The 22757-nt window shown below is 58.9% G+C and carries 24 protein-coding genes and 1 other RNA gene; 16 read left to right on the top strand and 9 right to left on the bottom strand.

Annotation, left to right across the window (positions count from 1 at the left end; translation table 11 throughout):
* Nucleotides 1-137 precede the first annotated feature (137 nt).
* Genes CKW09_RS19030 through CKW09_RS19020 form a run of 3 tightly spaced genes read left to right on the top strand, consistent with a single transcriptional unit; the run spans nucleotide 138 to nucleotide 2316 of the window.
* A complete protein-coding gene (locus CKW09_RS19030) occupies nucleotides 138-797 on the top strand; it encodes a DUF3313 domain-containing protein (protein WP_061800222.1) in 660 nt (219 codons plus the stop codon).
* Between the two features lie 34 nt (nucleotides 798-831).
* On the top strand, nucleotides 832-1170 hold the full coding sequence (locus tag CKW09_RS19025) for a DUF3302 domain-containing protein (protein WP_061800224.1): 339 nt from the start codon (nucleotides 832-834) through the stop codon (nucleotides 1168-1170).
* A 9-nt stretch (nucleotides 1171-1179) separates the two neighbouring features.
* Nucleotides 1180-2316, top strand: a complete 1137-nt coding sequence (locus CKW09_RS19020; protein ID WP_095098901.1) for an HlyD family secretion protein — start codon at nucleotides 1180-1182, stop codon at nucleotides 2314-2316.
* Nucleotides 2317-2434: 118 nt separating this feature from the next.
* Here CKW09_RS19020 and ssrA read toward each other — a convergent pair.
* Both ssrA and smpB read right to left on the bottom strand, forming a co-directional pair.
* Nucleotides 2435-2798, bottom strand: a transfer-messenger RNA (tmRNA) gene (gene ssrA / locus CKW09_RS19015).
* A 49-nt stretch (nucleotides 2799-2847) separates the two neighbouring features.
* On the bottom strand, nucleotides 2848-3330 hold the full coding sequence (gene smpB, locus CKW09_RS19010; RefSeq protein WP_061796396.1) for an SsrA-binding protein SmpB: 483 nt from the start codon (nucleotides 3328-3330) through the stop codon (nucleotides 2848-2850).
* A 161-nt stretch (nucleotides 3331-3491) separates the two neighbouring features.
* On the opposite strand from smpB, the gene CKW09_RS19005 reads away from it, so the two are divergent.
* Both CKW09_RS19005 and CKW09_RS19000 read left to right on the top strand, forming a co-directional pair.
* The gene (locus CKW09_RS19005; RefSeq protein WP_061796397.1) at nucleotides 3492-3926 is read left to right on the top strand and encodes a type II toxin-antitoxin system RatA family toxin; all 435 of its coding nucleotides are present in this window, start codon (nucleotides 3492-3494) and stop codon (nucleotides 3924-3926) included.
* Nucleotides 3919-4203: an RnfH family protein gene (locus tag CKW09_RS19000; RefSeq protein ID WP_061796398.1), complete on the top strand. Its 285-nt coding sequence runs from the start codon at nucleotides 3919-3921 to the stop codon at nucleotides 4201-4203. Before CKW09_RS19005 ends, CKW09_RS19000 begins: the two co-directional genes overlap by 8 nt.
* 114 nt (nucleotides 4204-4317) lie before the next feature.
* Here CKW09_RS19000 and bamE read toward each other — a convergent pair whose 3' ends face one another.
* The 3 genes from bamE to nadK all read right to left on the bottom strand — a co-directional run bounded on the left by bamE (nucleotide 4318) and on the right by nadK (nucleotide 7599).
* Nucleotides 4318-4656 (bottom strand): outer membrane protein assembly factor BamE, encoded by a 339-nt coding sequence (gene bamE, locus CKW09_RS18995; RefSeq protein ID WP_004929101.1) that lies wholly within the window; start codon nucleotides 4654-4656, stop codon nucleotides 4318-4320.
* A gap of 316 nt (nucleotides 4657-4972) precedes the next feature.
* Nucleotides 4973-6634, bottom strand: a complete 1662-nt coding sequence (gene recN, locus CKW09_RS18990) for a DNA repair protein RecN (RefSeq protein WP_167387256.1) — start codon at nucleotides 6632-6634, stop codon at nucleotides 4973-4975.
* An 86-nt stretch (nucleotides 6635-6720) separates the two neighbouring features.
* Entirely contained in the window at nucleotides 6721-7599 is an 879-nt protein-coding gene (nadK, locus tag CKW09_RS18985; RefSeq protein ID WP_061796401.1) for an NAD(+) kinase, read from the bottom strand.
* A 124-nt stretch (nucleotides 7600-7723) separates the two neighbouring features.
* On the opposite strand from nadK, the gene grpE reads away from it, so the two are divergent.
* Nucleotides 7724-8308 (top strand): nucleotide exchange factor GrpE, encoded by a 585-nt coding sequence (gene grpE / locus CKW09_RS18980; RefSeq protein ID WP_095098896.1) that lies wholly within the window; start codon nucleotides 7724-7726, stop codon nucleotides 8306-8308.
* A 56-nt stretch (nucleotides 8309-8364) separates the two neighbouring features.
* Here the strand turns inward: grpE and ung are convergent, their stop codons facing one another.
* Nucleotides 8365-9048: a uracil-DNA glycosylase gene (gene ung, locus CKW09_RS18975; protein WP_095098893.1), complete on the bottom strand. Its 684-nt coding sequence runs from the start codon at nucleotides 9046-9048 to the stop codon at nucleotides 8365-8367.
* Between the two features lie 345 nt (nucleotides 9049-9393).
* Between ung and grcA the strand changes: the two genes are divergently transcribed.
* From grcA to CKW09_RS18960, 3 genes are all read left to right on the top strand, one after another.
* A complete protein-coding gene (gene grcA / locus CKW09_RS18970) occupies nucleotides 9394-9777 on the top strand; it encodes an autonomous glycyl radical cofactor GrcA (RefSeq protein WP_095098890.1) in 384 nt (127 codons plus the stop codon).
* A gap of 186 nt (nucleotides 9778-9963) precedes the next feature.
* Nucleotides 9964-10911 carry a DUF2974 domain-containing protein gene (locus CKW09_RS18965; RefSeq protein WP_095098889.1) on the top strand — a complete coding sequence of 316 codons (948 nt, stop codon included), beginning with the start codon at nucleotides 9964-9966 and terminating at the stop codon, nucleotides 10909-10911.
* Nucleotides 10904-11656, top strand: coding sequence for an ankyrin repeat domain-containing protein (locus CKW09_RS18960; protein ID WP_095098887.1), 753 nt, complete (start codon nucleotides 10904-10906; stop codon nucleotides 11654-11656). The genes CKW09_RS18965 and CKW09_RS18960 overlap by 8 nt, the downstream gene beginning before the upstream one ends.
* A gap of 52 nt (nucleotides 11657-11708) precedes the next feature.
* On the opposite strand, the gene srmB is transcribed toward CKW09_RS18960, so the two are convergent.
* Entirely contained in the window at nucleotides 11709-13034 is a 1326-nt protein-coding gene (srmB, locus tag CKW09_RS18955) for an ATP-dependent RNA helicase SrmB (RefSeq protein WP_061796409.1), read from the bottom strand.
* Between the two features lie 99 nt (nucleotides 13035-13133).
* On the opposite strand from srmB, the gene trmN reads away from it, so the two are divergent.
* On the top strand, nucleotides 13134-13913 hold the full coding sequence (trmN, locus tag CKW09_RS18950) for a tRNA(1)(Val) (adenine(37)-N(6))-methyltransferase TrmN (RefSeq protein ID WP_095098885.1): 780 nt from the start codon (nucleotides 13134-13136) through the stop codon (nucleotides 13911-13913).
* A 39-nt stretch (nucleotides 13914-13952) separates the two neighbouring features.
* On the opposite strand, the gene nadB is transcribed toward trmN, so the two are convergent.
* On the bottom strand, nucleotides 13953-15554 hold the full coding sequence (gene nadB / locus CKW09_RS18945) for an L-aspartate oxidase (protein WP_174524348.1): 1602 nt from the start codon (nucleotides 15552-15554) through the stop codon (nucleotides 13953-13955).
* A 214-nt stretch (nucleotides 15555-15768) separates the two neighbouring features.
* Between nadB and rpoE the strand changes: the two genes are divergently transcribed.
* Genes rpoE through rseC form a run of 4 tightly spaced genes read left to right on the top strand, consistent with a single transcriptional unit; the run spans nucleotide 15769 to nucleotide 18460 of the window.
* Nucleotides 15769-16344, top strand: coding sequence for an RNA polymerase sigma factor RpoE (gene rpoE, locus CKW09_RS18940; protein WP_004929136.1), 576 nt, complete (start codon nucleotides 15769-15771; stop codon nucleotides 16342-16344).
* Between the two features lie 30 nt (nucleotides 16345-16374).
* Nucleotides 16375-17028, top strand: a complete 654-nt coding sequence (rseA, locus tag CKW09_RS18935; RefSeq protein ID WP_061796413.1) for an anti-sigma-E factor RseA — start codon at nucleotides 16375-16377, stop codon at nucleotides 17026-17028.
* Complete coding sequence (gene rseB, locus CKW09_RS18930; RefSeq protein ID WP_061796415.1) at nucleotides 17028-17984, top strand: sigma-E factor regulatory protein RseB; 957 nt, start codon at nucleotides 17028-17030, stop codon at nucleotides 17982-17984. Before rseA ends, rseB begins: the two co-directional genes overlap by 1 nt.
* Entirely contained in the window at nucleotides 17984-18460 is a 477-nt protein-coding gene (gene rseC, locus CKW09_RS18925; protein ID WP_061796416.1) for a SoxR-reducing system protein RseC, read from the top strand. The genes rseB and rseC overlap by 1 nt, the downstream gene beginning before the upstream one ends.
* Here the strand turns inward: rseC and CKW09_RS18920 are convergent.
* On the bottom strand, nucleotides 18457-19296 hold the full coding sequence (locus tag CKW09_RS18920; RefSeq protein ID WP_061796417.1) for a hypothetical protein: 840 nt from the start codon (nucleotides 19294-19296) through the stop codon (nucleotides 18457-18459). The genes rseC and CKW09_RS18920 overlap by 4 nt on opposite strands.
* Nucleotides 19297-19836: 540 nt before the next feature.
* Here CKW09_RS18920 and lepA point away from each other — a divergent pair.
* Together lepA and lepB are read left to right on the top strand one after the other, a co-directional pair.
* Complete coding sequence (gene lepA, locus CKW09_RS18915; protein ID WP_061796419.1) at nucleotides 19837-21636, top strand: translation elongation factor 4; 1800 nt, start codon at nucleotides 19837-19839, stop codon at nucleotides 21634-21636.
* Nucleotides 21637-21668: 32 nt separating this feature from the next.
* Nucleotides 21669-22646 (top strand): signal peptidase I, encoded by a 978-nt coding sequence (gene lepB, locus CKW09_RS18910; protein ID WP_061796420.1) that lies wholly within the window; start codon nucleotides 21669-21671, stop codon nucleotides 22644-22646.
* Nucleotides 22647-22757: the final 111 nt, after the last annotated feature.

The raw sequence follows: 22757 nt of genomic DNA, 5'->3' as shown, positions 1-22757 counted from the left end.
ACGGCAGACAATATGGTTTTACATATCAAAAATGATATACCTGTTTGATATAATTGTCATATGACTTATCCCTGCCTGATGGGTATTATTTCGGCTGATTATTTGATATCAACTGCAAAATAAAGAGAAATAATTCAATGAAAGTGACAAGGGCAGCCGTTTTACCTGCGATGTTGCTGCTGGCGTCGTGCTCGTCTGCGGTAACCGAAAAAGAAAAATACGCCAAATTTCTTAATAACTACCAGGATATTACCAAAGGCGAATCCGCATCAGGCAGAGACGTATTGTATTGGAAAGATCCGAAGGCGGATTTTACGCGTTATCAATATCTGGTCTACCAGCCGATGATCTATTTCCCGCGGCCACAACCGAGCGAAATGGTGAGCCAGCGCGCACTTGATAATATCCTCAGCTATACCAATCGGCAGTTCAAACAGGCGATGGGCTCCCATTTCACCCTGGTGGATATGCCGCGCGAGAACACGCTGATTTTCCGCGGGGCGATCACGGCGATCGATACGCATAAAAAGGGGCTGCAGGTTTACGAAGTGCTGCCGATTACCCTGCTGATCGCCGCAACCCAGAGCGTGACCGGGCACCGCACCATGGAAAGCGCGGTGTATATGGAAGGGGAGTTTATCGATGCTTCAACCCATCAGCCGGTGATCAAGGTGGTGAGAAAGGCGTCCGGCGAAAACCTCAATAATGAGAAAACGCAGCTGACAGTGGGCGATGTGAAAAACGCCATCGATATTATTGCCAGCGATATAAAGCAATATAATACGCACCAGGCATAATGCAGCTGCCTGCGACTAATAACCAGGGTTTTACATGTTTCTTAATTACTTCGCCTTAGGCGTGTTGATTGCCGTATTTTTGATTTTATTTTACGGCGTTATCATTATCCACGATATTCCTTACCTGTTAGCCAAAAAACGCCGGCATCCTCATCAGGATGCCATTCATGTCGCCGGCTGGGTCAGCCTGTTTACGCTGCATGCCATTTGGCCGCTGCTGTGGATCTGGGCCACGTTATACCGGCCCGATCGCGGGTGGGGCATGGCGGAGCAAGCCGCCGAACCCGCCGCGCTGCAGGCGCGTATCGAGCAACTCGAAGCCGAACTGCAGCGGAAATCTGCAACCGCCGCCATGACGCCAAATATAGGTTGAGAAAAGGGTATGGACTTATTAATTATTCTCAGCTACGTTGCGCTGACCTACGGCATATTCAAACTGTTTCGCATCCCGGTTAATAAATGGACGGTGCCCACCGCGGTGCTGGGGGGGATTTTTATTGTCGGGGCTCTGATTCTGGCAATGAATTACAACCATCCTTATACCGATCGGGCGCAGAAGATTGCGATTTCCGTCCCCATCGTGCCCCAGGTATCGGGAGTGATTGTCGAGGTAACGGATAAAACCAATGTGTTACTGCGCCAGGGGGAGCTGCTGTTTCGTCTCGACGATACTCGCTACCGAGCCAGGCTGAATAAACTGCAGGCGGATCTTGCCGGCGCAGAGGCGGACGTACGCGCGCGGCAGGCGACGCTGGATGAGTCCGCGGCTAATGTGCAGCGGGTGAACGCCGAATATCAACGCGCGAGCAAAGATTACCAGCGCTATGCGAAAGGCGCGGCGATGGCGGTGAATCCTTTCTCGGAGCAGGATGTCAGCCATGCGCATCAGCAATATTTGGCGCAGTCCGCCGCGCTGCAGGCCGCCAGGGCGCAGCATCAACAGGCGCAGGAACGGCTTTCCGGCCATTACAACGGCGAAGACGCCCACATCGCCAGCCTGAAATCGCAGATCGCCGAGGCCGGCTACAACCTGGAACAAACCCTGGTGCGCGCGCCGAGCGACGGTTATGTCACCCAGGTGCTGGCGCGGCCTGGCACCACGGCGGTTCGCCTGCCTTTCAAGCCGGTGATGATTTTTATTCCTCAGCAGAAACGCCAGGTTGTGGCGGCGTTTCGTCAAAACTCGATCCTGCGCTTGGCGCAGGGTGACCAAGCTGAAGTGGTGTTCAACGGCCTGCCGGGGCAGGTTTATACCGGCGCGGTAACGCGGGTGCTGCCGGTAGTGCCCGGCGGCAGCTATCAGGCCAGCGGCGCATTGCAGGGGCTGAATACCGGTGCGGCTCAGGAGGGGGTTTATGCCGTGATCGATCTGGCGCCGAACCCGGAGCTGGATCGGCTGCCCGACGGCGTTACCGCACAAACGGCGGTATACACCGAGCACTTCGAACACCTCTCCATCATGCGCAAAGTGCTGCTGCGCATGACCAGCTGGCTGCATTATCTGTATTTGGATCACTGACGCCGTGCGGCCCGGGAGCACCGGGGCAGAAACCGCAGACACAAAAAAGCCCGCAACCGAAGTTGCGGGCTTTTTCGCTATTATCGCCGGATCTATCTGGTATCACCGGTGACCTATTTGGTGGAGCTGGGGGGATTTGAACCCCCGTCCGAAATTACTACACCGTCGGCACTACATGCTTAGTCCAATCTTTACATTCGCCGGTCAGCTGCGGATGGACACGCCACTAACAAACTAGCCTGATTGGATTTAACGCTTCAGCCCCAGGCAGGACATCCACGCGATCTCTTTTGGGTTTGACCTCTCTTGATCCCCGTCCTAAGAGCGGAGGCTAGGGAGAGAGGGCTCTTAGCAGGGTATTAAGCTGCTAGGGCGTAGTTTTCGTCGTTTGCGACTATTTTTTTGCGGCTTTTTACGAGGCCAACCGCCCCTCGGCATGCTCCTAGGGCTTCGCAAATCCCGTCGAATCCAGAATCAGCCCCAAGTAACTTTGTGCAGTATACCAGAAGATTACCTCGTTAAGCCAGAGGCTTATCGGTTGGCGTGCTTCATGATACGGGCTTTCGCCGTCTGCCATTCACGATCTTTGATGTCATCGCGCTTATCGTGTTCTTTCTTACCCTTGGCCACGCCGATTTTCACCTTGCTCCAGGCATTTTTCCAATACATGGACAGGGCGACAACGGTATAGCCTTCGCGGTTGACGCGGCCGAGCAGCGTGTCCAGCTCGCGCCTTTTCAGCAGCAGTTTGCGGGTACGTGTCGGATCGCACACCACGTGCGTCGAGGCTACGTTAAGCGGGCTGATGGTGGCGCCAAACAGATAGGCTTCGCCATCACGGAACGTCACGTAGCTGTCACTGAGGTTGGCTTTGCCGGCACGCAGCGATTTTACTTCCCACCCTTGCAGCGACAGGCCCGCCTCGAACTCTTCCTCGATGGAGTATTCGAAACGCGCGCGCTTGTTTTGAGCAATGGTGGCGGAACCGGGTTTGTGTGCTTTTTTCTTTGTCATAGTGCGTTCATTATACTGGATGCGTCAGCGAAAGAAATCCTTTCCCGTTCAGCACCTGCGCAATTTTCCGCATTTTTGATCTATCCGCTGCGTAGCAGATTTTTTGTTTGCCGATAGATAAATGGTATTATCTGTACGTTTTGTGTCTTACAGGAAATGATATGCCCCAGATCAGTAGGTCTGCGTTAGTGCCGTTCAGCGCCGAGCAGATGTATCAGTTGGTTAACGATGTTCATTCTTACCCCGATTTTCTGCCTGGTTGTACCGGCAGCAGGGTGATTAACGCATCCAACAACGAAATGACCGCCGCGGTAGACGTCGCCAAGGCCGGTATCAGCAAAACCTTTACCACGCGCAACACGCTGCTGGATAACCAGAGCATCAACATGCAGCTGGTTGACGGCCCGTTCCGCAAGCTGATGGGCGGCTGGCAGTTTACGCCGCTGAGCGAAGAAGCCTGCAAGGTTGAGCTGCATCTGGATTTTGAGTTCACCAATAAATTGATTGAGCTGGCGTTCGGCAAGGTATTCAAAGAGCTGGCGGGCAACATGGTGCAGGCTTTCACCCAACGGGCGAAAGAGGTTTACAGTGTCTGAGATCCAGGTCGAGGTGGTGTACGCCTTGCCGGAACGCCAATATCTGCGCAAGGTCAAACTGCCGGAAGGCAGCAGCGTTGAGCAGGCTATTCAGGCCTCCGGCTTGCTGGAGCTGCGTCAGGATATCGATCTGCAAAGCAACAAACTGGGGATCTACAGCCGTCCGGCCAAGCTGGGCGACCTGTTGAACGATGGCGATCGAGTGGAGATATATCGCCCGCTGATCGCCGACCCTAAAGAGCTGCGCCGCCAACGTGCGGAGAAGGCAAAAAAATAAGGCGCATTCAGCGCCTTATTTTTTATCAGAATTTTATCTTCCGAGTTGCAGCCTGTGACTGTCATGAAGAACCTGATTCGTCCCTCAGGGGCCGGACGATAGTTCCTGCGCCGATTACTTGGTCAGCGCCGGCTTGTTCTGAATATCGGTCAACACGCCCGCGCTGTCGAAGGTCAACGTCAGGGTTTGCTGAGTAATATCTTCATGGCCAGGTTGCTGGCGGAACACATAGAACCACGTCTGAGTACCGAACGGATCCTGCAGCATTGGAGTACCCAATGTATAAGCGACCTGTTGCTGGGTCATACCTTTTTGAATTTTCGCCACGTCGGTCGACGTCAGGTAGTTCCCCTGATTGATGTCAGGCCGATAAACCACCTTCTCAAAAGTAGAACAGCCTGCAGTCAGCATCACAAGAACCACAGCGGCAGCAGTCAGCGTTTTACAGCGCATAGTAATCACATTCCTTTAGGGCATAGGATGCCGATGATAATAGACCTTGCAGCCGTTGGAAACCTTTATACCCTTCATCTTTCAAGTTGTAGCGGCGTTGGCTTCTCTCGCTCACCCCCGTCACTTAGTTGACTAAGCTCCAGAGGATTCTCTCGATTGCCGCCTTGCTACAGCTTGAAATCTATTGGGTAGACCCTTCATCTTTCAAGTTGTAGCGGCGTTAGCTTCTCTCTGCCGCCGCGTTGGCGCACCTTGAAATCTATCGGGTAAACAGCGCCAAAGTCAGACCTCAGGAAAGTGAAAAAGTTGAGCTTTTTTATGCGGCAAGCAGTTCTTTTGCGTTTGCCAGGGTGTTTCGGGTGACTTCGCTGCCGCCGAGCAGGCGCGCCAATTCTTGCAAGCGGGCGCGTTTATCCAGCGGCGCCATCTGCGTTTCGGTTTCGGTGCCGTCGGTTTGCTTGCTGACAAACAGATGCTGGTGCCCGCAGCCCGCCACCTGCGGCAGGTGCGTCACGCACATCACCTGGGTCGATTCGCCAAGCTGGCGCAGCAGGCGGCCGACAATCGCCGCGGTGGGCCCGCTGATGCCCACGTCCACCTCGTCGAAAATCAGCGCCGGCGTTTCCATCTTGCGGGCGGTGATCACCTGAATGGCCAGCGCGATGCGCGACAGCTCACCGCCGGACGCCACCTTCGCCAGCGGTTGCAGCGGCTGACCCGGGTTGGTGGATACGCAGAACTCGGTGCGGCTGGCGCCTTCGGCGCTCAGGTGCTGCGGTTCGAAGCGTACGTCGATGTTGAACTTGCCGTGCGGCATGGACAGCGCCTGCATGCTGTCGGTGATAAGCAGGGTCAGCTCGGCCGCGTACTGCCGGCGCTTCTGATGCAGCCGTTCCGCCAGCGTCAGCGCCTGCTGGTGGTGCAAGGCGACCGCTTCGCTCAGGTGCTCGTGATCGCTTTCCTGCTGCGACAGCAGCTGCTGCTCATCCAGCAATTGCCGGTGCAGCTGCGGCAGCTCTTCCGGCGCCACCTGGTGCTTGCGCGCCAGGTTGATCTGGCGCGACAGGCGCTGTTCCAGCTCCTGCAGGCGGTTGGGATCCAAATCCATGCGATCGGCGTAGTGGCGCAGCTCGTCGCTGGCTTCGCTGATCTGAATGGAGGCTTCTTCCAGCATCTCCAGCAGGCCGTTCAGTTTGTCGTCTATGCCGATCAGCTCAATCAGCAGGTGCTTGGCGCTGTTGAGTTGGCTGAGCATGTTGTGTTCTTCGTCGTCGGCCAGCAGCTGCAGGGTTTGCTGGCTGAGGGTCAGCAGCTGGCCGCTGTTGGCCTGGCGCTTGTATTCGGCGTCGATTTGCTCGAACTCTCCGGCCTGCGGCGCAAATTCGTTCAGCTCTTTGAGCTGATACTGCAGCAGCTGCTTGCGCGCTTCACGTTCGACGGACTGCTGCTGATGGTGCGCCAGCTCGCGGCAGCTCTGGTGCCAGCGGTGGTAGGCCTGGCGCATCTCCGCCTGCAGAGCGGGTTCGTCGGCATAGGCGTCGAGCAGCGTTTTCTGGTGCTCCGGCTTGAGCAACAGCTGGTGGGCGTGTTGACCGTGGATCTGGATCAGGCGCTGGCCCAGCTCGCGCAGCTGCGACAGGGGCACCGAGGTGCCGTTGATAAAGCCGCGGGAGCGGCCGTCGGCGTTGATCACGCGGCGCAGCAGGCATTCGCTGCCGTCGTCGAGCTGGTTGTGCTCCAGCCACTCGCGGGCGGACGGGGTGTCCGCCAGCGAGAAGCGGGCGCAGATGTCGGCGCGGGAGGCCCCCAGGCGCACCACGTTGCCGTCGGCGCGGTTGCCGAGGCACAGCCCCAACGCGTCGATGGCGATGGATTTGCCGGCACCGGTTTCACCGGTAATCGCCGTCATACCCGGTTGAAAATCTATTTCCAACTCACGAACGATAGCAAAATTGCTGATGGTCAATTGCGCCAGCATGGGAACCTTCCTGTGCATAAACACATAACTGTAGTTTCATACAGTATAAACTGGTTTTATATACAGTAAAGTGGCTGGCGCGCTTTTTAGAACAATTTTTTTGACCAGCCCAGCTTGGTGCTTAACGTATTGAAATAGCTGTAGTCCTTCGGGTGAATAAGATTCAGGTGGAAATCACTGCGGCGTATCAATACTTCTTCGCCTTCCTGGATCGGCAGTGCGATCTGGCTGTCGCAGCTGATCTCCAGATCGCTGCCGATATGCGAAAACTTCAGCCGGATGGTGCTGTCGCCGTTGATCACCAGCGGGCGGGCGGAAAGGGTATGCGGGAACATCGGCACCAGCGCGATGGCTTCCAGCGACGGGGTGAGGATCGGCCCGCCGGCGGAGAGCGAATAGGCGGTGGAGCCGGTCGGGGTGGCGATAATCAGGCCGTCGGAGCGCTGGGAGAAGGCGAAGCGATCGTCGATATACACTTCGAATTCGATCATGTGCGCCACTTTGCCGGGGTGCAGCACCACTTCGTTGATGGCGGTGCTGATGCGGCATTGCTGGTGTTCTTTGTGCACGATGGTTTCCAGCAGGAAGCGCTGCTCATCGATGTATTCGCCTTCCAGCACGTCCGCCAGCTGCTGCAGCGCGTTGTCGGGATCGAGGTCGGTAAGGAAGCCGAGGTTGCCGCGGTTCACCCCGATCACCTTGATGTCGTAACGCGCCAGCACGCGCGCGGCGCCGAGCATGTTGCCGTCGCCGCCGACCACCACCGCCAGGTCGGCCCGCTGGCCGATGTCCGCCAGGCTGCCGGTCACGGCGTCTTTCAGCCCCAGATCCTGGGCGATTTGTCGCTCAATCATCACCGAATAGCCGCGGGCGACCAACCAGTGAAACAGCATCTCGTGCGTTGCCAGCGCTGAAGGGTGACGCGGGTGGCCAACAATGCCGATACAGGCGAATTTTTTATTCATTGTTGTGATTTTCCTCACCGGGGCCAGTTTATGCCCCACATTGTGACCGGTTGACTTGAAACCCCGGTTTTGATCCCCATAATAAGCCAAGTTGCGAGATTAATGCTAAAACGCGGAGATATTCATGAGTAGTAAAGAACAGAAGACGCCAAACGAGCAAGTCTCGGAAGAAATGGAACAGCAGGCCCAGCACGGAGAAGTGCTGCCGGAAGCGGCGGAGGGCGTCGATCTGCGTGATGAGCGCATTGTCGAGCTGGAAGCTCAACTGGCTGAAGCTCAGCAACATGAACGCGACAGCCTGCTGCGCGCCAAGGCGGAGATGGAAAACGTCCGTCGCCGCACCGAGCTGGATATCGAGAAAGCGCACAAGTTCGCGCTGGAAAAATTCTCCGGCGATCTGCTGCCGGTGCTCGACAACCTGGAGCGCGCGCTGGAGCTGGCCGATAAGAACAACCCTGAGCTGGCGGCGATGATCGAAGGCATCGAGCTGACGCTGAAGTCCCTGCAGGACGTGGTGCGCAAGTATGGCATCGAGATCGTCGGCGACGTCAACGTGCCGTTCAACCCGGACGTGCACCAGGCGATGAGCCTGATGGAATCCGCCGATCACCAACCGAACCACGTAATGATGGTGATGCAGAAAGGCTATACGCTGAATGGCCGCCTGCTGCGCCCGGCGATGGTCGCGGTTTCCAAAGCCAAGGCTTAATCGCCCCGGCAGCATCGTAAAGAAAGGCACCTCAGGGTGCCTTTTTTGCGTCTGTGTTATTCCTGTGGCAGCTGCGGCAGCCAGTCGATCGGCTTCAGCCCCTGCTGTTCCAGCAGCTGATTGGCCTGGGAGAAATGGCGGCAGCCGAGGAAGCCGCGGTGCGCGGACAGCGGCGAAGGGTGCGGCGCTTTCAGCACGTGATGGCGCTGGCGGTCGATAAAGTTGCCTTTCTTCTGCGCATGCGAGCCCCACAGCAGGAACACTACGCCTTCGCGGTTCTCATTCAGCGCGGCGATCACTTTATCGGTGAAGGTTTCCCAGCCCAGGTTGGCGTGCGAATGCGCGCGGCCGCCTTCGACGGTCAGCACCGTGTTGAGCAGCAGCACGCCCTGTTCGGCCCAGCTTTGCAGGCAGCCGTGGTTTGGGCGCTCAAAGCCGGGAATGTCGGTCGCCAGCTCTTTGTACATGTTCACCAGCGAAGGCGGCGCCGGCACGCCGGGGCGCACCGAGAAAGACAGGCCGTGGGCCTGATTGGGGCCGTGATAAGGATCCTGACCGAGGATCACCACCTTGACGTCCGCCAGCTCGGTGAAACGGAAGGCGTTGAACACGTCTTTCTGCGGTGGATAAATGGTCTTGCCGGCCTGGCGTTCAGCGGCAACAAAGGCGAGCGTTTCAACAAAATAGGGCTGCTCTTTTTCTTTGCCGATAACGTCATGCCAGGTGAGGGAGGTGGACATAAACGCTCTCCTTTGTTTTCGTTAGCAATTCATCGGGCATAGCTTACCGTTTCGCTCCGCGCAGCGAAACCCGCTTTTGACGTTGTCGCCGTGCGCGATATGCAATTATTTTTGAAAATTTACAAAAATAATTGCTGCAGCCCTGCAGGGGAAAATTGATATAAAACAGAAATTTGCCCCGGCCATCATCATGCCTGCCTCGAAAAAATTGATTTTAATCAAAGAATTGACCCGGTCAGGCTGGTATACAGAACAACAAGACAACAATGGTTTTACCAAATGGCCGAAACCAGAATTGGGTTTTCTCACGAAGTGGAATTTTCGCCCTTGTACGGAGGCAACAAAATGATTACCGGTATTCAAATTACCCAAGCGAAGGACCAGGCGCTGGTGAATTCTTTCTGGCTGCTGGATGACGAAAAAGCAGAGGCCCGTTGCGTTTGCGCCAAGGCGAACTATGCGGAAGATCAGGTGGTGCCGGTGAGCGAACTGGGCCAGATAGAATACCGCGAAGTGCCGCTGGAAATGCAGCCGACGGTACGCGTGGAAGGCGGCCAGCACCTGAACGTCAACGTGCTGCGTCGCGAAACGCTGGAAGATGCGGTGAAGCATCCGGAAAAATACCCGCAGCTGACCATTCGCGTGTCCGGCTATGCGGTGCGTTTCAATTCGCTGACGCCAGAGCAGCAGCGTGACGTTATCGCCCGTACCTTTACCGAAAGCCTGTAAGCGGCGGCGCAGTCAATCAGGGGAGCTTCGGCTCCCTTTTTCGTGGCCGACGATTGAAAATCGAACCCGGATCACATTCCGCGCAAAGATAATCCCCCGCATTACAGAACTCCTCCGACCTGCCGATAGCTACAGCAGCATCCATTTGGTTGCTGAGTAGATCAAGTCTATCGACAAGGAGTCGGCATGAGTATGTCTTTAAGCTTTACCTCGGCGGTATCCCCGGCGGCAATGCCGCCTGCAGCAGCGCGTACGCAGCCCGAAGCGGCAAGGCCCGCACCGGCCGTTGAAACGCCAGGGGAACAAGCGCCGGCGGCCACGCTTTCACAGAACAGCCTGAACGCACGCAACCTGTTCGATTCGCTGGTCGGCGATATCTCGGCGGCCAGCCAGGGCGTGAGCCGCGGGCAGCAATCGCAGCCGGGGGATTACACCCTGGCGCTGCTGGCGAAGGACGTTTATTCCCCGAACGGCCAGGGCGCGGCCGGGTTCAGCCGTTTGAGCGACAACGCGTTGCTTGGCGCGGGTATCGATCCGGCCAGCCTGCACGATGCGGCCTCGGGCTTCCAGGCCGGTATCTACAGCGATGACCAACAGTATGTGCTGGCCTTCGCCGGCACCAACGACTGGCGCGACTGGCTGAGCAACGTGCGCCAGGCGACCGGTTATGACGATGTGCAGTACAATCAGGCGGTGGCGGTGGCCAAAAGCGCCAAGGCGGCGTTTGGCGATGCGCTGGCGATCGCCGGCCACTCGCTTGGCGGTGGCCTGGCGGCCACGGCGGCGCTGGCGACCGGCAGCGTGGCGGTGACGTTTAATGCCGCGGGCGTATCCGATTACACGCTGAACCGGCTGGGCATCGATCCCGCCGCCGCCAAGCGGGATGCGGAAGCGGGCGGCATCCGCCGCTACAGCGAACAATATGACATGCTGACCGGCACCCAGGAATCGACCTCGCTGATCCCGGACGCCATCGGCCACAACATCACGCTGGCCAACGGTGATACCCTGAGCGGCATCGACGACTGGCGGCCGAGCAAGCATGTGGATCGCAGCCTGACGGCGCACGGTATCGACAAGGTCATCAGTTCGATGGCGGAGCAAAAACCGTGGGAGGCGCAGGCCAATGCCTGAGCGGCGACGCCTGCGGCAGGGGCTGGCGGCCGCTCTGCTGGCGCTGATCGCGGTCGCCGGTTTGCTGATGATGGCTAAGGAGCAACAGATGAAACAGGAAGTATCGCCGTTCGACGGCCGAATCAATCAGGCGCTGGCCCAGGCGGTGGCGCGGGGCGACGTAGCGGAGATTGTCGCGCAGGCCACGCAGGCGCGTTTGCGCGAGCGGGGCGACCGCCAGGTCACGCTGCTGCAATGGGCGATGCTGTCGCAGCGGCCGCAGAGCCTGCAGGCGCTGCTTGAGCTCGGGGCCGATGCCGGCGCCGGGCTGGACGGCAACGGCGCGTTGCACACCGCCGCCGCGCTGCGGGATGCGCAATGCCTGCGGATGCTGCTGGCTGCCGGGGCGCCGGTGAATGCGCGCAATGCCGTCACCGGCGCTACGCCGTTGGCGGCGGCGGTGCTGGCCGGGCGCGAAGAGCAGCTGCGCTTGCTGTTGGCGGCGGGGGCGGACGCCACCCTGAGCGATCGGTTGGGCGATACGCCATTGCATCTGGCGGCGAAAATCAATGCGCCGCGTCTGGCGTTGATGCTGTTGCAGGCCGGGGCGGACGCCCGCGCGCGCAACCGGCAGGGGATGACCTTCCAGTTTTATTTCTCGCAGACGCCGGCGCATCTGCAGAATGAAGAGCTGAAGGCGGGCTACCGCGAGCTGGACGCCTGGCTGAAGGGGCAGCGCCTGGCGACGCGCTACGCGCAGCGGTAAGCGGCCATAAGAAAACCGCCTGAAAAGGCGGTTTTCTTCATGCGGGCCGGGGTTATTCCGCGCCGTTGCCTTCCGGTTTGGCCTTGGCTTGCCGACGTTTGCCGACGTTTTTGGCATCGCGATGACGCACTTTCACCTTGGCTTTTTCCTTGTTCTTCACCTTGTCTTCCGCGCGCTTGGCCAGCACCTTCTTCGAAGGCTTGCCGTTGCTCTTCTCGCTCGGCACCTTGGTTTTCGGCCGCAGCTCGTCGATCACCCGCGGCTTCAGCGGTTCGTTCAGGTAACGGCCCACTTTGCCCAGCAGCAGGTGGTCGTGCGCCTCAACCAGCGAGATGGCGGTGCCTTTGCGCCCGGCGCGGCCGGTACGGCCAATGCGGTGCAGGTAGGTGTCCGCGGTGCGCGGCATGTCGAAGTTGAATACGTGGGTGATATCGAGGATATCCAGACCGCGGGCGGCGACGTCGGTGGCGACCAGCACGTTGACCCGGCCGTCCATCATGCGTTTAACCGCTTCGTTGCGCTTGGCCTGCACCATTTCGCCTTCGAGATAGCAGGTATTGATGCCCGCTTCGCGCAGCCAGGTGGCCAGCTCATGCACGCGCTCGCGCTTGCGCACGAAGATCACCGATTTCTGCACGTCCGGCTGTTTCAGCAGGTGCACCAGCAGGGCGGTTTTGTGCTGCACGTCGTCGGCGCGGTAGTACCACTGCAGGATTTTCTTGCGTTCGCGGCGCGACGGATCGGCTTCCACTTCCACCGGCTCTTTCAGAATGCGCTCGGCGAATTCGCGGATCGCTTCGCCTTCCAGCGTGGCGGAGAACAACAGCGTCTGGTTGCGCCAGCGGGTTTCGGCGGAGATGGTTTCGATGTCCTGCGCGAAGCCCATGTCGAGCATGCGGTCGGCTTCGTCGAGGATCAGGGTCTCCACCGCGCGGCAGTCGAAGTTCTCTTCTTTAATGTATTGCAGCAGGCGACCGGTGGTGGCGACCACCACGTCCTGGTTTTCGCTGAACACTTCCGCGTGGTTCATATAAGCCACGCCGCCGGTGATGGTGGCGATATCCAACGAGGTATGAGCAGCCAATTCACGCGCCTGATCGGCCACCTGCATCGCCAGCTCACGCGTTGGGGTAAGGATCAGAACGCGCGGTGGGCCGGACTTCTTACGTGGGAAATCCAGCAGATGCTGCAAAACGGGCAGCAAGAATGCGGCGGTTTTGCCGGTGCCGGTCGGAGCCGAACCTAATACGTCGCGCCCGTCCATCGCCGGCGGGATAGCTTCGGCCTGAATAGCGGTGGGGCGATCGTAGCCTTTATCGCGCAGTGCGAGGATCAGGCGTTCATCGAGTTCGAGTTCGGAAAAATTGGTTGCTGTCATGGTCTACCTCTACTTGGGGCGCCGATTATAGACGGGTTGGCCGCGTTCTTCACCTATTTAAGCGGAAAGCATCTCTTTTCCCATAAATCAGATTGCCTTATGCTACGCCAGTTTTGTAGCCAGGTGGTCATTGTGAGCAATCAATCGAAAGCGAATTTTACCCCGCGTCGCGGCGGTTTTACCTTTAAACAATTCTTTGTCGCTCACGATCGTTGCGCCATGAAAGTGGGCACCGACGGCGTGCTGCTCGGCGCCTGGGCGCCGCTGGCGCAGGCGCGGCGCGTGCTGGATATCGGCAGCGGCAGCGGGCTGATCGCGCTGATGCTGGCGCAGCGTTCGGGCGACGCGGTGACCATCGACGCGGTGGAACTGGACGCCGCCGCCGCCGCCCAGGCGCGCGAAAACGTGGCGGCATCCCCGTGGCCGCAGCGCATTGAGGTGCATGCGCAGGATATCCATCATTATGCCGAACGGCACGCCGCTCAGTATGATCTGATCGTCAGCAACCCGCCTTATTTCGAACCGGCGGTGGCCTGCCGCGACCGGGCGCGCCACAATGCGCGCTATACCGAAACCCTGACTCACGACGCCCTGCTGGCCTGCGCCGCGCAGCTGATCGCGGCGCAGGGGACCTTCTGCGTGGTGCTGCCCTACGACATCGGCGCAGCGTTTGAACGCCAGGCGCATCAGAGCGGCTGGCACACCGCCGCCAGGCTGAACGTCAGCGATCGCGCCGACACTCCTTTGCACCGGGTGCTGCTGGCGTTGACGCGCCAACCGGCGCAGCTGCAGGAGCAGCGGTTGGCGATCAAACAGGCCGACGGCGGCTATACCCAGGGTTTCCGCCGGCTGATTACCGAGTTCTATCTGTTTCACTGATATAAAAAGGGCGCCTTGTCGGCGCCCGCGCTGCATTTATCAGGGTTGCAGGATAGTGGGCAGCGCCTGCGGCAGCAGATCCGGGTAGTCCAGCGTATAGTGCAGGCCGCGGCTCTCCTTGCGCGCCATGGCGCTGCGCACGATCAGCTCCGCCACCTGCACCAGGTTGCGCAGCTCCAGCAGGTTGTTGGAGATGCGGAAGTTGGCGTAATACTCGTCGATTTCCGCCTGCAGGGTGTTGATGCGCCGCAGCGCGCGCTCCAGCCGCTTGGTGGTGCGCACGATGCCGACGTAATCCCACATGAACAGCCGCAGCTCGTGCCAGTTGTGCTGGATCACCACCCGCTCGTCCGCATCGTCTACCCGGCTTTCATCCCAGTGCGGCAACGGCTTGGCCAACTGCACGAACGGCAGGCGCTTGACGATGTCCTCCGCCGCCGACCAGCCGTAGACCAGGCATTCCAGCAGCGAATTCGACGCCATGCGATTCGCGCCGTGCAGGCCGGTGTAGCTGACTTCGCCGATGGCGTACAGCCCGTCCAGGTCGGTGCGGCCGTGCTGATCGACCATCACGCCGCCGCAGGTGTAGTGCGCCGCCGGCACGATGGGGATCGGCTGCCGGGTAAGATCGAAGCCCAGCGTCAGCAGTTTTTCGTGGATCATCGGGAAGTGCTGGGTAATGAACTCGGCCGGCTTGTGGCTGATGTCCAGATACATGCAGTCGGCGCCGAGGCGTTTCATTTCGTGATCGATGGCGCGGGCGACGATATCGCGCGGGGCCAGTTCGCCGCGCGGATCGAAATCCGGCATGAAGCGGCTGCCGTCCGGCCGCAGCAACCAGGCGCCTTCGCCGCGCAGCGCTTCGGTCAGCAGGAAGTTGCGCGCCTGCGGATGGAACAGGCAGGTCGGATGGAACTGGTTGAATTCGAGGTTGGCGACCCGGCAGCCGGCGCGCCAGGCCATGGCGATGCCGTCGCCGGAAGAGATGTCCGGGTTGGTGGTGTATTGATACACCTTGGCCGCGCCGCCGGTGGCCAGCACCACCGTTTTGGCGCGGTAGGTCTCCACCCGCTCCAGTTCGCGGTTCCAGACGTAGGCGCCGACCACCCTGCGGGTGCCCGGCAGGCCGACCTTGTTCGAGGTGATCAGATCGACCGCGTTGCGGCGTTCCATCACGCAAATATTGGGGTGGGCGCTTGCTTTCCCCACCAGCGTAGTCTCTACTTCCTTACCGGTGGCATCGGCGGCGTGCAGAATGCGGCGATGGCTGTGGCCGCCTTCTCGCGTCAGGTGATAATGCTGTTCGCCCTGGGCATTGACCTCGGTATCGAACAACACGCCCTGATCGATCAGCCACTGCACGCAATGGCGCGCGTTGCCGGCGATAAACTCGACGGCCTCCCGGTCGCACAGGCCGGCTCCGGCAATCAAAGTGTCATCAACGTGTGAGGCAATGCTGTCCGTTTCATCGAAAACCGCGGCGATCCCGCCTTGGGCGTAAAAGGTGGCGCCTTCGTTGAGCGGCCCCTTGCTGAGTACGGTAACCTTGCAATGCTGCGCCAGACGCAGGGCCAGTGACAGGCCCGCGGCGCCGCTGCCGACAATCAGTACATCGCTAACATGTTCAGATGATGGTTGCATAACGTATGATGTGTGCAGAAGAAGAGTGAAAATCATGTTAGCCTAATTGTCCGGGCAAAAGCCACGGATGGGACGACATCGACAGAAAAAACAATGGCGATATGGAACTTCAGGTTCCATATGAACTCCAAGCGAGTGCTTGCTCAGGAAAATAAAGTATGGCTGGCAGTACAATTTTACGCGTGGAGACAGATTTGGGGAGAATTTACCTCGGATGAGCGAGCAGTTAACGGATCAAGTTCTGGTAGAGCGGGTCCAAAAGGGCGATCAGAAATCGTTTAACTTACTGGTAGTTCGTTACCAGCATAAGGTTGCGAGCCTCGTTTCCCGCTATGTGCCGCAGGGCGACGTGCCCGATGTGGTGCAGGAGTCGTTTATCAAGGCCTATCGCGCACTGGAATCATTCCGTGGGGATAGCGCTTTTTATACCTGGTTGTATCGGATCGCCGTGAATACGGCAAAGAATTATTTGGTCGCTCAGGGGCGCCGCCCGCCATCCAGTGATGTGGATGCCAACGATGCGGAAAATTACGAAAGTGCGGGCGCGCTGAAAGAAATTTCGAACCCTGAGAACTTAATGTTGTCAGAAGAGCTGAGACAGATAGTTTTCCGTACCATTGAGTCTCTCCCAGAGGATCTTCGCATGGCGATTACCCTGCGGGAGTTGGATGGTCTAAGCTACGAAGAGATAGCTGCCATCATGGATTGCCCGGTCGGAACCGTACGCTCGCGTATTTTCCGCGCCCGGGAGGCTATCGATAATAAAGTTCAACCGCTGATCCAGCGTTAGCAATGGCGGGCACAGGAAGGGTACTTAAGCATGCAGAAAGAAAAGCTTTCCGCTCTGATGGATGGGGAATCGTTCGATAGCGAGCTGATGAGTTCGCTGTCACAAGATCGGACGCTTCAACAAAGCTGGCAGAGCTATCACCTGATACGTGACACACTACGGGGTGATATCGGACAAGTAATGCATCTCGATATCGCAGATCGTGTTGCCGCTGCACTTGAGAAAGAACCCGCACGCCTGGTTCCTTCTGCAGTTCCGGAGTCTCAGCCGCAACCTCACACCTGGCAGAAAATGCCGTTCTGGGACAAAGTGCGTCCCTGGGCGAGTCAGATTACCCAGATTGGCATGGCGGCCTGCGTTTCGCTGGCGGTGATCGTCGGCGTGCAGCATTACAATCAGCCGACCACGCAGCAGGGCGCAGCCGAATCGCCGGCGTTTATGACGCTGCCGATCATGGGGCAGGCCTCACCGGTCAGCCTGGGCGTGCCGGCCGACAGTTTCTCCACCGGCAGCGGCCAACAGCAGCAGGTGCAGGAACAGCGTAAGCGCATCAATGCGATGCTGCAGGATTACGAACTGCAGCGTCGTCTGCATTCAGATCAGCTGCAGCTTGAACAAAGCAACCCTCAACAGGCTGCGGTTCAGGTTCCCGGAACTCAGTCCTTAGGAATGCAACAGCAGTAATGAAGCAAATTTGGTTCTCCGTCTGTCTATTGACGGGCAGCCTGCTCTACTCAAACATCGCCCCGGCGCAGCAGACTGCGTCCGGGGCGTTGTTGCAACAGATGAGCAGCGCCAGCCGTTCCCTCAGCTATGAACTCGCCTATATCAGCATCAGCAAGCAGGGCATCGAGTCGCTGCGCTATCGCCATGCGGTGATCGACAAACTGCCGCTCGGCCAGTTGCTGCATATGGATGGGCCGCGCCGCGAAGTGCTGCAGCGCGGCGGCGGGATCAGCTATTTCGAGCCCGGCCTCGAGCCTTTCACCCTGACCGGCGATCACATCGTCGACGCGCTGCCGGCGATCGTTTACGCTGATTTTGATCGTCTGGCCAAATACTACGATTTCATTTCCGCAGGCAGCACCCGCATTTCGGATCGCCCCTGCGAGGTGATCCGCGTGGTGGCGCGTGACGGTTCGCGCTACAGCTATATCGTCTGGATGGATGTCGACACCAAGCTGCCGCTGCGGGTGGATTTGCTCGATCGCGACGGCGAAACGCTGGAGCAGTACCGGGTGATTTCGTTTGTGGTGGGTGCGGACGTGCAGAACGTGATGCAGGGGTTGATCAAAGCCAATCTGCCGCCATTGTTGTCGCTTCCGGCGGCGGATAATGTCAAACTGAGCTGGAGCACCGGCTGGTTGCCCGCCGGGGTGGATGAAGTGGCGCGCAATCGCCGCAAGTTGCCTAACGTCTCGGTGCCGGTCGAATCGCGGCTCTACAGCGACGGCCTGTTCAGTTTCTCGGTCAACGTCAGCCCTGCGGGCAGCGGCGCCGGGCAGCAGTACTACCGCCAGGGGCGGCGCACCATTCAAACCGAGGTGCGCAACGGCAACGAAATTACCATCGTTGGCGAACTGCCGCCGGCCACGGCCAAGCGCATCGCCGACAGCATTTCCTTCAAGGTGTCACCCTAATGATGAAAGAGTGGGCCACGGTGGTTTCGTGGCAACAGGGCGTAGCCTTGCTGCGCTGTGAACCTAAAGCCGGCTGCGGCAGCTGCAATGCGCGCTCCGGCTGCGGCGCGCGCGCGTTGAACGAGCTGGTGCCGGAAACCGAGCACCAACTGCAGGTGCGCATCGAACAGCCGCTTGAACCGGGGCAGCGTGTTGAGGTCGGCATCGCCGAAGGCAGCCTGCTGCGTTCCGCGATGTTGGTTTACCTGACGCCGCTGCTGGGAATGATGCTCGGCGGCAGCCTGCTGCAATACTGGCTGGGCACCGACGCCTCGGCGGCGCTTGGCGCGCTGCTGGGCGGCGGCGCGGCCTTTATGCTGGCGCGCAGCCTGGCCCATCGTCTGGGTGAGCAGGCCGATTACCAACCGATCGTGTTGCAGATTGGTTTGCCCCCGACCGCTCTGCGCGTGCAGGCGGAAAACTCCCCTCTGCTTTAAAACTGCTGCCGCGTCATCGCCGGGGTGTGATAGGCGGGGATGCGGTTGTAGATCATGTGCTCGAGCAGTGCGATGAACAGATCCGCGCTGAGCAGCGAATAATAGCCGATGGTAAACAGCGCATTGCCCTGGCCGTCCAGCAACCGGATGGTGCCGTGCTGCGGCTGGTTTTCCAGCGCCCGGATCCGCTCGATAGGTATGGCGCCCTGCGGCGTGCTCAGCAGGGTGGCGCTCAGGCGCAGCGTATCGGTGGGGGTGCCTTTACGATCGCCCAGCAGCAGCTGCCACAGCCAGCGGGCGCCGCAGCCCAGGCAGTTGAACGACAGCACGTCGCCCTGATAGAGCGCGTTTAGCGCCTGCGGCCCGCGCTGCTGGATCTGCTGATCGATGATCACATCGGCCAGCCGCCAGGAGTTGGCGACGTTGCTGAACACCGTACACCAGGGCTGGTCCGGCGAGGTGCGAAACGCCGTTACGTCAAACAGCCCGCCAAACCAGCGCCCGCCGCGAAAACGGTAAATATCGCCAATTTTCTCAAAGGGGATAAACCGCTCTTTATGACTGTGGTCATCGAACACCCGCACGCCGTGCTCATATAGACGATAGGTCAGCGTTGGCCGCAAATAGTGACGCAGCGCCAGTAGAGTACAGCCGAGTAAAATCGTGGCCGCGCCGGTTTGCAGCAAGGTCAGCACCGCGTTTTCGTCCATGTTGCTCAGCAGCGGCAGCAAAAGCAGCGCCGCGCCGGCGGTAAACAGCAGCGCCGCCGCTGCCAGAATGCCCCAGTTGACCTTAGAAAAATCGTGCCGGCTCAGCATTTGCCCTTTATCGATCATTACGCACCTTCCAATCAACGTACAGAGATATGCTGTGAACCCCGGTGGGCTGCCGATGTAGTGCCCTGAATAATATTTTGTCGCGGAGTTCACCTCCATTTCTATAGGGGGCCGGTGGCGGCGTATATGGGTTTTTTCCTAAAGCCCCGGAAGGAAAATGTAATTATAAGACCTTGATCTAAATATTATTTCGAAGCGATTTAGGAGAGGGTTTATTGCGTTATTCGGCATTATGTATTAGCGCCTTCGCCGTTGGCGAAGCGGCCGGGCGATTTCCCCCCTTCGCGCCGCCACCGCCGGCGGTTTCGGCTTTGCCGGGTTTTGTTAACATCTGCTTTCATAACCCCGGGCGCCCTGTAATACCAAACTGCGCATAATAGAATGCCTTCACTGCACCGATCGCTAGGTTTTCAGTGTTGTGGCATGTAGAATGCTGCGATTCAGGCGGAACACGGCCGAACCCATTCACTGTCGCTTTAGGTCCATGCGGGTTTCCATAGGCGAGTAATTCAGAAATACCAAGGCAGAAAAACTTTTATAATGAAGCATATACGAAATTTCTCCATTATTGCCCATATTGACCACGGTAAGTCGACGCTGTCCGACCGTATTATCCAAATCTGCGGCGGCTTGACTGAACGTGAAATGGCCGCGCAGGTGCTTGATTCAATGGATCTGGAGCGCGAGCGCGGCATTACCATCAAAGCGCAAAGCGTCACGCTGGATTACAAGGCGCCGGACGGCCAGACCTACCAGCTCAACTTTATCGACACCCCTGGCCACGTTGACTTCTCCTATGAAGTTTCGCGTTCGCTGGCGGCCTGCGAGGGCGCCTTGCTGGTGGTCGACGCCGGGCAGGGCGTGGAAGCCCAGACGCTGGCCAACTGCTACACCGCGCTGGACATGGATCTGGAAGTGGTGCCGGTGCTGAACAAGATTGACCTGCCGGCCGCCGATCCCGATCGCGCAGCGCAGGAAATCGAAGACATCGTCGGCATCGACGCCACCGATGCGGTGCGCTGCTCGGCCAAAACCGGCGTAGGCGTTCCCGAGGTGCTCGAGCGCCTGGTGCGCGACATCCCGCCGCCGGAAGGCGACCCGGAAGCGCCGCTGCAGGCGTTGATCATCGACTCCTGGTTCGACAATTATCTGGGCGTGGTTTCCCTGGTGCGCGTCAAAAACGGCACGCTGCGCAAGGGCGACAAGATCAAGGTGATGAGCACCGGTCAGACCTATAACGCCGATCGCCTGGGCATCTTCACGCCGAAACGCGTCGATCGCGACGCGCTGAACTGCGGCGAAGTGGGCTGGCTGGTGTGCGCGATTAAAGACATCCTCGGCGCGCCGGTGGGCGATACCCTGACGCTGGCGCGTCAGCCGGCGGAGAAGGCCCTGCCGGGCTTCAAAAAAGTGAAGCCGCAGGTTTACGCCGGCCTGTTCCCGATCAGTTCCGACGACTATGAAGGCTTCCGCGACGCGCTGGGCAAGCTGAGCCTCAACGACGCCTCCCTGTTCTATGAGCCGGAGAGTTCGACCGCGCTGGGCTTCGGCTTCCGCTGCGGCTTCCTCGGCCTGCTGCACATGGAGATCATTCAGGAGCGTCTGGAGCGTGAATACGATCTGGAGCTGATCACCACGGCGCCGACGGTCGTTTACGAAGTGGAAACCACCGGCAAAGAAACCATCTACGTCGACAGCCCGTCCAAGCTGCCGCCGCTGAACAACATTCAGGAACTGCGCGAGCCGATCGCCGAGTGTCACATGCTGATGCCGCAGGAATACCTGGGTAACGTCATCACCCTGTGCATCGAAAAACGCGGCGTGCAGACCAACATGGTCTATCACGGCAACCAGGTGGCGCTGACCTATGAAATTCCGATGGCGGAAGTGGTGCTCGACTTCTTCGACCGCCTGAAGTCCACCTCGCGCGGCTATGCGTCGCTGGATTACAACTTCAAGCGCTTCCAGACTTCGGACATGGTGCGCGTCGACGTGCTGATCAACAACGAGCGCGTGGATGCGCTGGCGCTGATCACCCACCGCGACAACGCGCAGTACCGCGGCCGCGAGCTGGTGGAGAAAATGAAAGAGCTGATCCCGCGCCAGCAGTTCGATATTGCGATTCAGGCGGCGATCGGCACGCACATCATCGCGCGCTCCACCGTGAAACAGCTGCGTAAGAACGTTCTGGCGAAGTGCTACGGCGGCGACGTCAGCCGTAAGAAAAAGCTGCTGCAGAAACAGAAAGACGGTAAGAAACGCATGAAGCAGGTGGGTAACGTCGAACTGCCGCAAGAGGCGTTCCTGGCCATCCTGCACGTCGGTAAAGACAGCAAGTAACAGCGATAAGTTCGCGTAACTAGGGAGTTTGCATGGCGAATATGTTTGCCCTGATCCTGGCATTGGCAACGCTGATAACCGGGATCATCTGGTGCTTCGAGCGCTTCAAATGGGCGCCGGCCCGCCGGGAGAAAATCGCGGCGGTCAATGCACAGACCGCGGGCGCTGTAGACGATAAAACGCTGGCGAAAGTGGCGAAGCAGCCGGGTTGGGTAGAAACCGGCGCCTCGGTTTTCCCGGTCTTGCTGCTGGTGTTTGTGGTGCGTTCGTTTATTTACGAACCCTTCCAGATCCCGTCCGGCTCAATGATGCCGACGCTGCTGATTGGCGATTTTATTCTGGTGGAGAAATATGCCTACGGCATTAAAGATCCCATTACCCAGACCACGCTGATTGAAACCGGTCATCCTAAGCGCGGCGATATTGCGGTATTTAAATATCCGCTGGATCCGAAGCTGGATTATATCAAGCGCGTAATTGGCCTGCCGGGCGACCGGGTGACTTACGATCCGGTGAACAAGCGCGTGACCGTGCAGCCGTCCTGCGACGGCAGCCAGTCTTGCGATAAAGCGCTGGCGGTGACGTATAACGATGCGCAGCCAAGCGACTTTGTGCAGCAGTTCAGCCGCAGCGGCGCGGGCGAGGCCAGCAACGGCTTCTACCCGATCCCGCTGAGCGACAACGTACCGCAGGGCGGCATCCGCCTGCGCGAGCGCCAGGAAACCCTGGGCAACGTCACGCACCGTATCCTGACCGTGCCGGGCACGCAGGATCAGGTGGGCGCTTACTACCAACAGCCGGGCAAACAGCTGGCGGAGTGGGTGGTGCCGGCCGGCCATTATTTCATGATGGGCGACAACCGCGATAACAGCGCCGACAGCCGTTATTGGGGCTTCGTGCCGGAGAAGAATCTGGTGGGTAAAGCCACGGCTATCTGGATGAGTTTTGAAAAGCAGGAAGGTGAATGGCCTACCGGCGTAAGATTCAGCCGGATCGGTGGAATTCATTAATAGCGCCTTTATACCCAATGGATTTCGCGCTGCGGCGAGGCGGCAGCCGAGTGGAGCTCCGGCCGCCTGGATAACCCAGGCGGCCGGGGTGAAACGGCAAAGCCAACGCCG

The sequence above is a fragment of the Serratia ficaria genome (assembly GCF_900187015.1).
Classification (GTDB): Bacteria; Pseudomonadota; Gammaproteobacteria; order Enterobacterales; family Enterobacteriaceae; genus Serratia; species Serratia ficaria.
The sequence above is the reverse complement of the archived record's forward strand: the minus strand, read 5'-3'. Positions and strand labels throughout refer to the sequence as shown.

Bases quoted from the DNA above. Each gene is read 5' to 3' on its own strand.
- rseC (WP_061796416.1), top strand. From the start codon at position 17,984: ATGATGAAAGAGTGGGCCACGGTGGTTTCGTGGCAACAGGGCGTAGCC.
- nadB (WP_174524348.1), bottom strand. From the start codon at position 15,554: ATGCAACCATCATCTGAACATGTTAGCGATGTACTGATTGTCGGCAGC.
- lepA (WP_061796419.1), top strand. From the start codon at position 19,837: ATGAAGCATATACGAAATTTCTCCATTATTGCCCATATTGACCACGGT.
- CKW09_RS19020 (WP_095098901.1), top strand. From the start codon at position 1,180: ATGGACTTATTAATTATTCTCAGCTACGTTGCGCTGACCTACGGCATA.
- grpE (WP_095098896.1), top strand. From the start codon at position 7,724: ATGAGTAGTAAAGAACAGAAGACGCCAAACGAGCAAGTCTCGGAAGAA.
- CKW09_RS19030 (WP_061800222.1), top strand. From the start codon at position 138: ATGAAAGTGACAAGGGCAGCCGTTTTACCTGCGATGTTGCTGCTGGCG.
- nadK (WP_061796401.1), bottom strand. From the start codon at position 7,599: ATGAATAAAAAATTCGCCTGTATCGGCATTGTTGGCCACCCGCGTCAC.
- recN (WP_167387256.1), bottom strand. From the start codon at position 6,634: ATGCTGGCGCAATTGACCATCAGCAATTTTGCTATCGTTCGTGAGTTG.
- trmN (WP_095098885.1), top strand. From the start codon at position 13,134: ATGCTACGCCAGTTTTGTAGCCAGGTGGTCATTGTGAGCAATCAATCG.
- rpoE (WP_004929136.1), top strand. From the start codon at position 15,769: ATGAGCGAGCAGTTAACGGATCAAGTTCTGGTAGAGCGGGTCCAAAAG.
- CKW09_RS19025 (WP_061800224.1), top strand. From the start codon at position 832: ATGTTTCTTAATTACTTCGCCTTAGGCGTGTTGATTGCCGTATTTTTG.
- rseB (WP_061796415.1), top strand. From the start codon at position 17,028: ATGAAGCAAATTTGGTTCTCCGTCTGTCTATTGACGGGCAGCCTGCTC.
- rseA (WP_061796413.1), top strand. From the start codon at position 16,375: ATGCAGAAAGAAAAGCTTTCCGCTCTGATGGATGGGGAATCGTTCGAT.
- CKW09_RS18920 (WP_061796417.1), bottom strand. From the start codon at position 19,296: ATGATCGATAAAGGGCAAATGCTGAGCCGGCACGATTTTTCTAAGGTC.
- lepB (WP_061796420.1), top strand. From the start codon at position 21,669: ATGGCGAATATGTTTGCCCTGATCCTGGCATTGGCAACGCTGATAACC.
- srmB (WP_061796409.1), bottom strand. From the start codon at position 13,034: ATGACAGCAACCAATTTTTCCGAACTCGAACTCGATGAACGCCTGATC.
- grcA (WP_095098890.1), top strand. From the start codon at position 9,394: ATGATTACCGGTATTCAAATTACCCAAGCGAAGGACCAGGCGCTGGTG.
- ung (WP_095098893.1), bottom strand. From the start codon at position 9,048: ATGTCCACCTCCCTCACCTGGCATGACGTTATCGGCAAAGAAAAAGAG.
- smpB (WP_061796396.1), bottom strand. From the start codon at position 3,330: ATGACAAAGAAAAAAGCACACAAACCCGGTTCCGCCACCATTGCTCAA.
- CKW09_RS18965 (WP_095098889.1), top strand. From the start codon at position 9,964: ATGAGTATGTCTTTAAGCTTTACCTCGGCGGTATCCCCGGCGGCAATG.
- CKW09_RS18960 (WP_095098887.1), top strand. From the start codon at position 10,904: ATGCCTGAGCGGCGACGCCTGCGGCAGGGGCTGGCGGCCGCTCTGCTG.
- CKW09_RS19005 (WP_061796397.1), top strand. From the start codon at position 3,492: ATGCCCCAGATCAGTAGGTCTGCGTTAGTGCCGTTCAGCGCCGAGCAG.
- bamE (WP_004929101.1), bottom strand. From the start codon at position 4,656: ATGCGCTGTAAAACGCTGACTGCTGCCGCTGTGGTTCTTGTGATGCTG.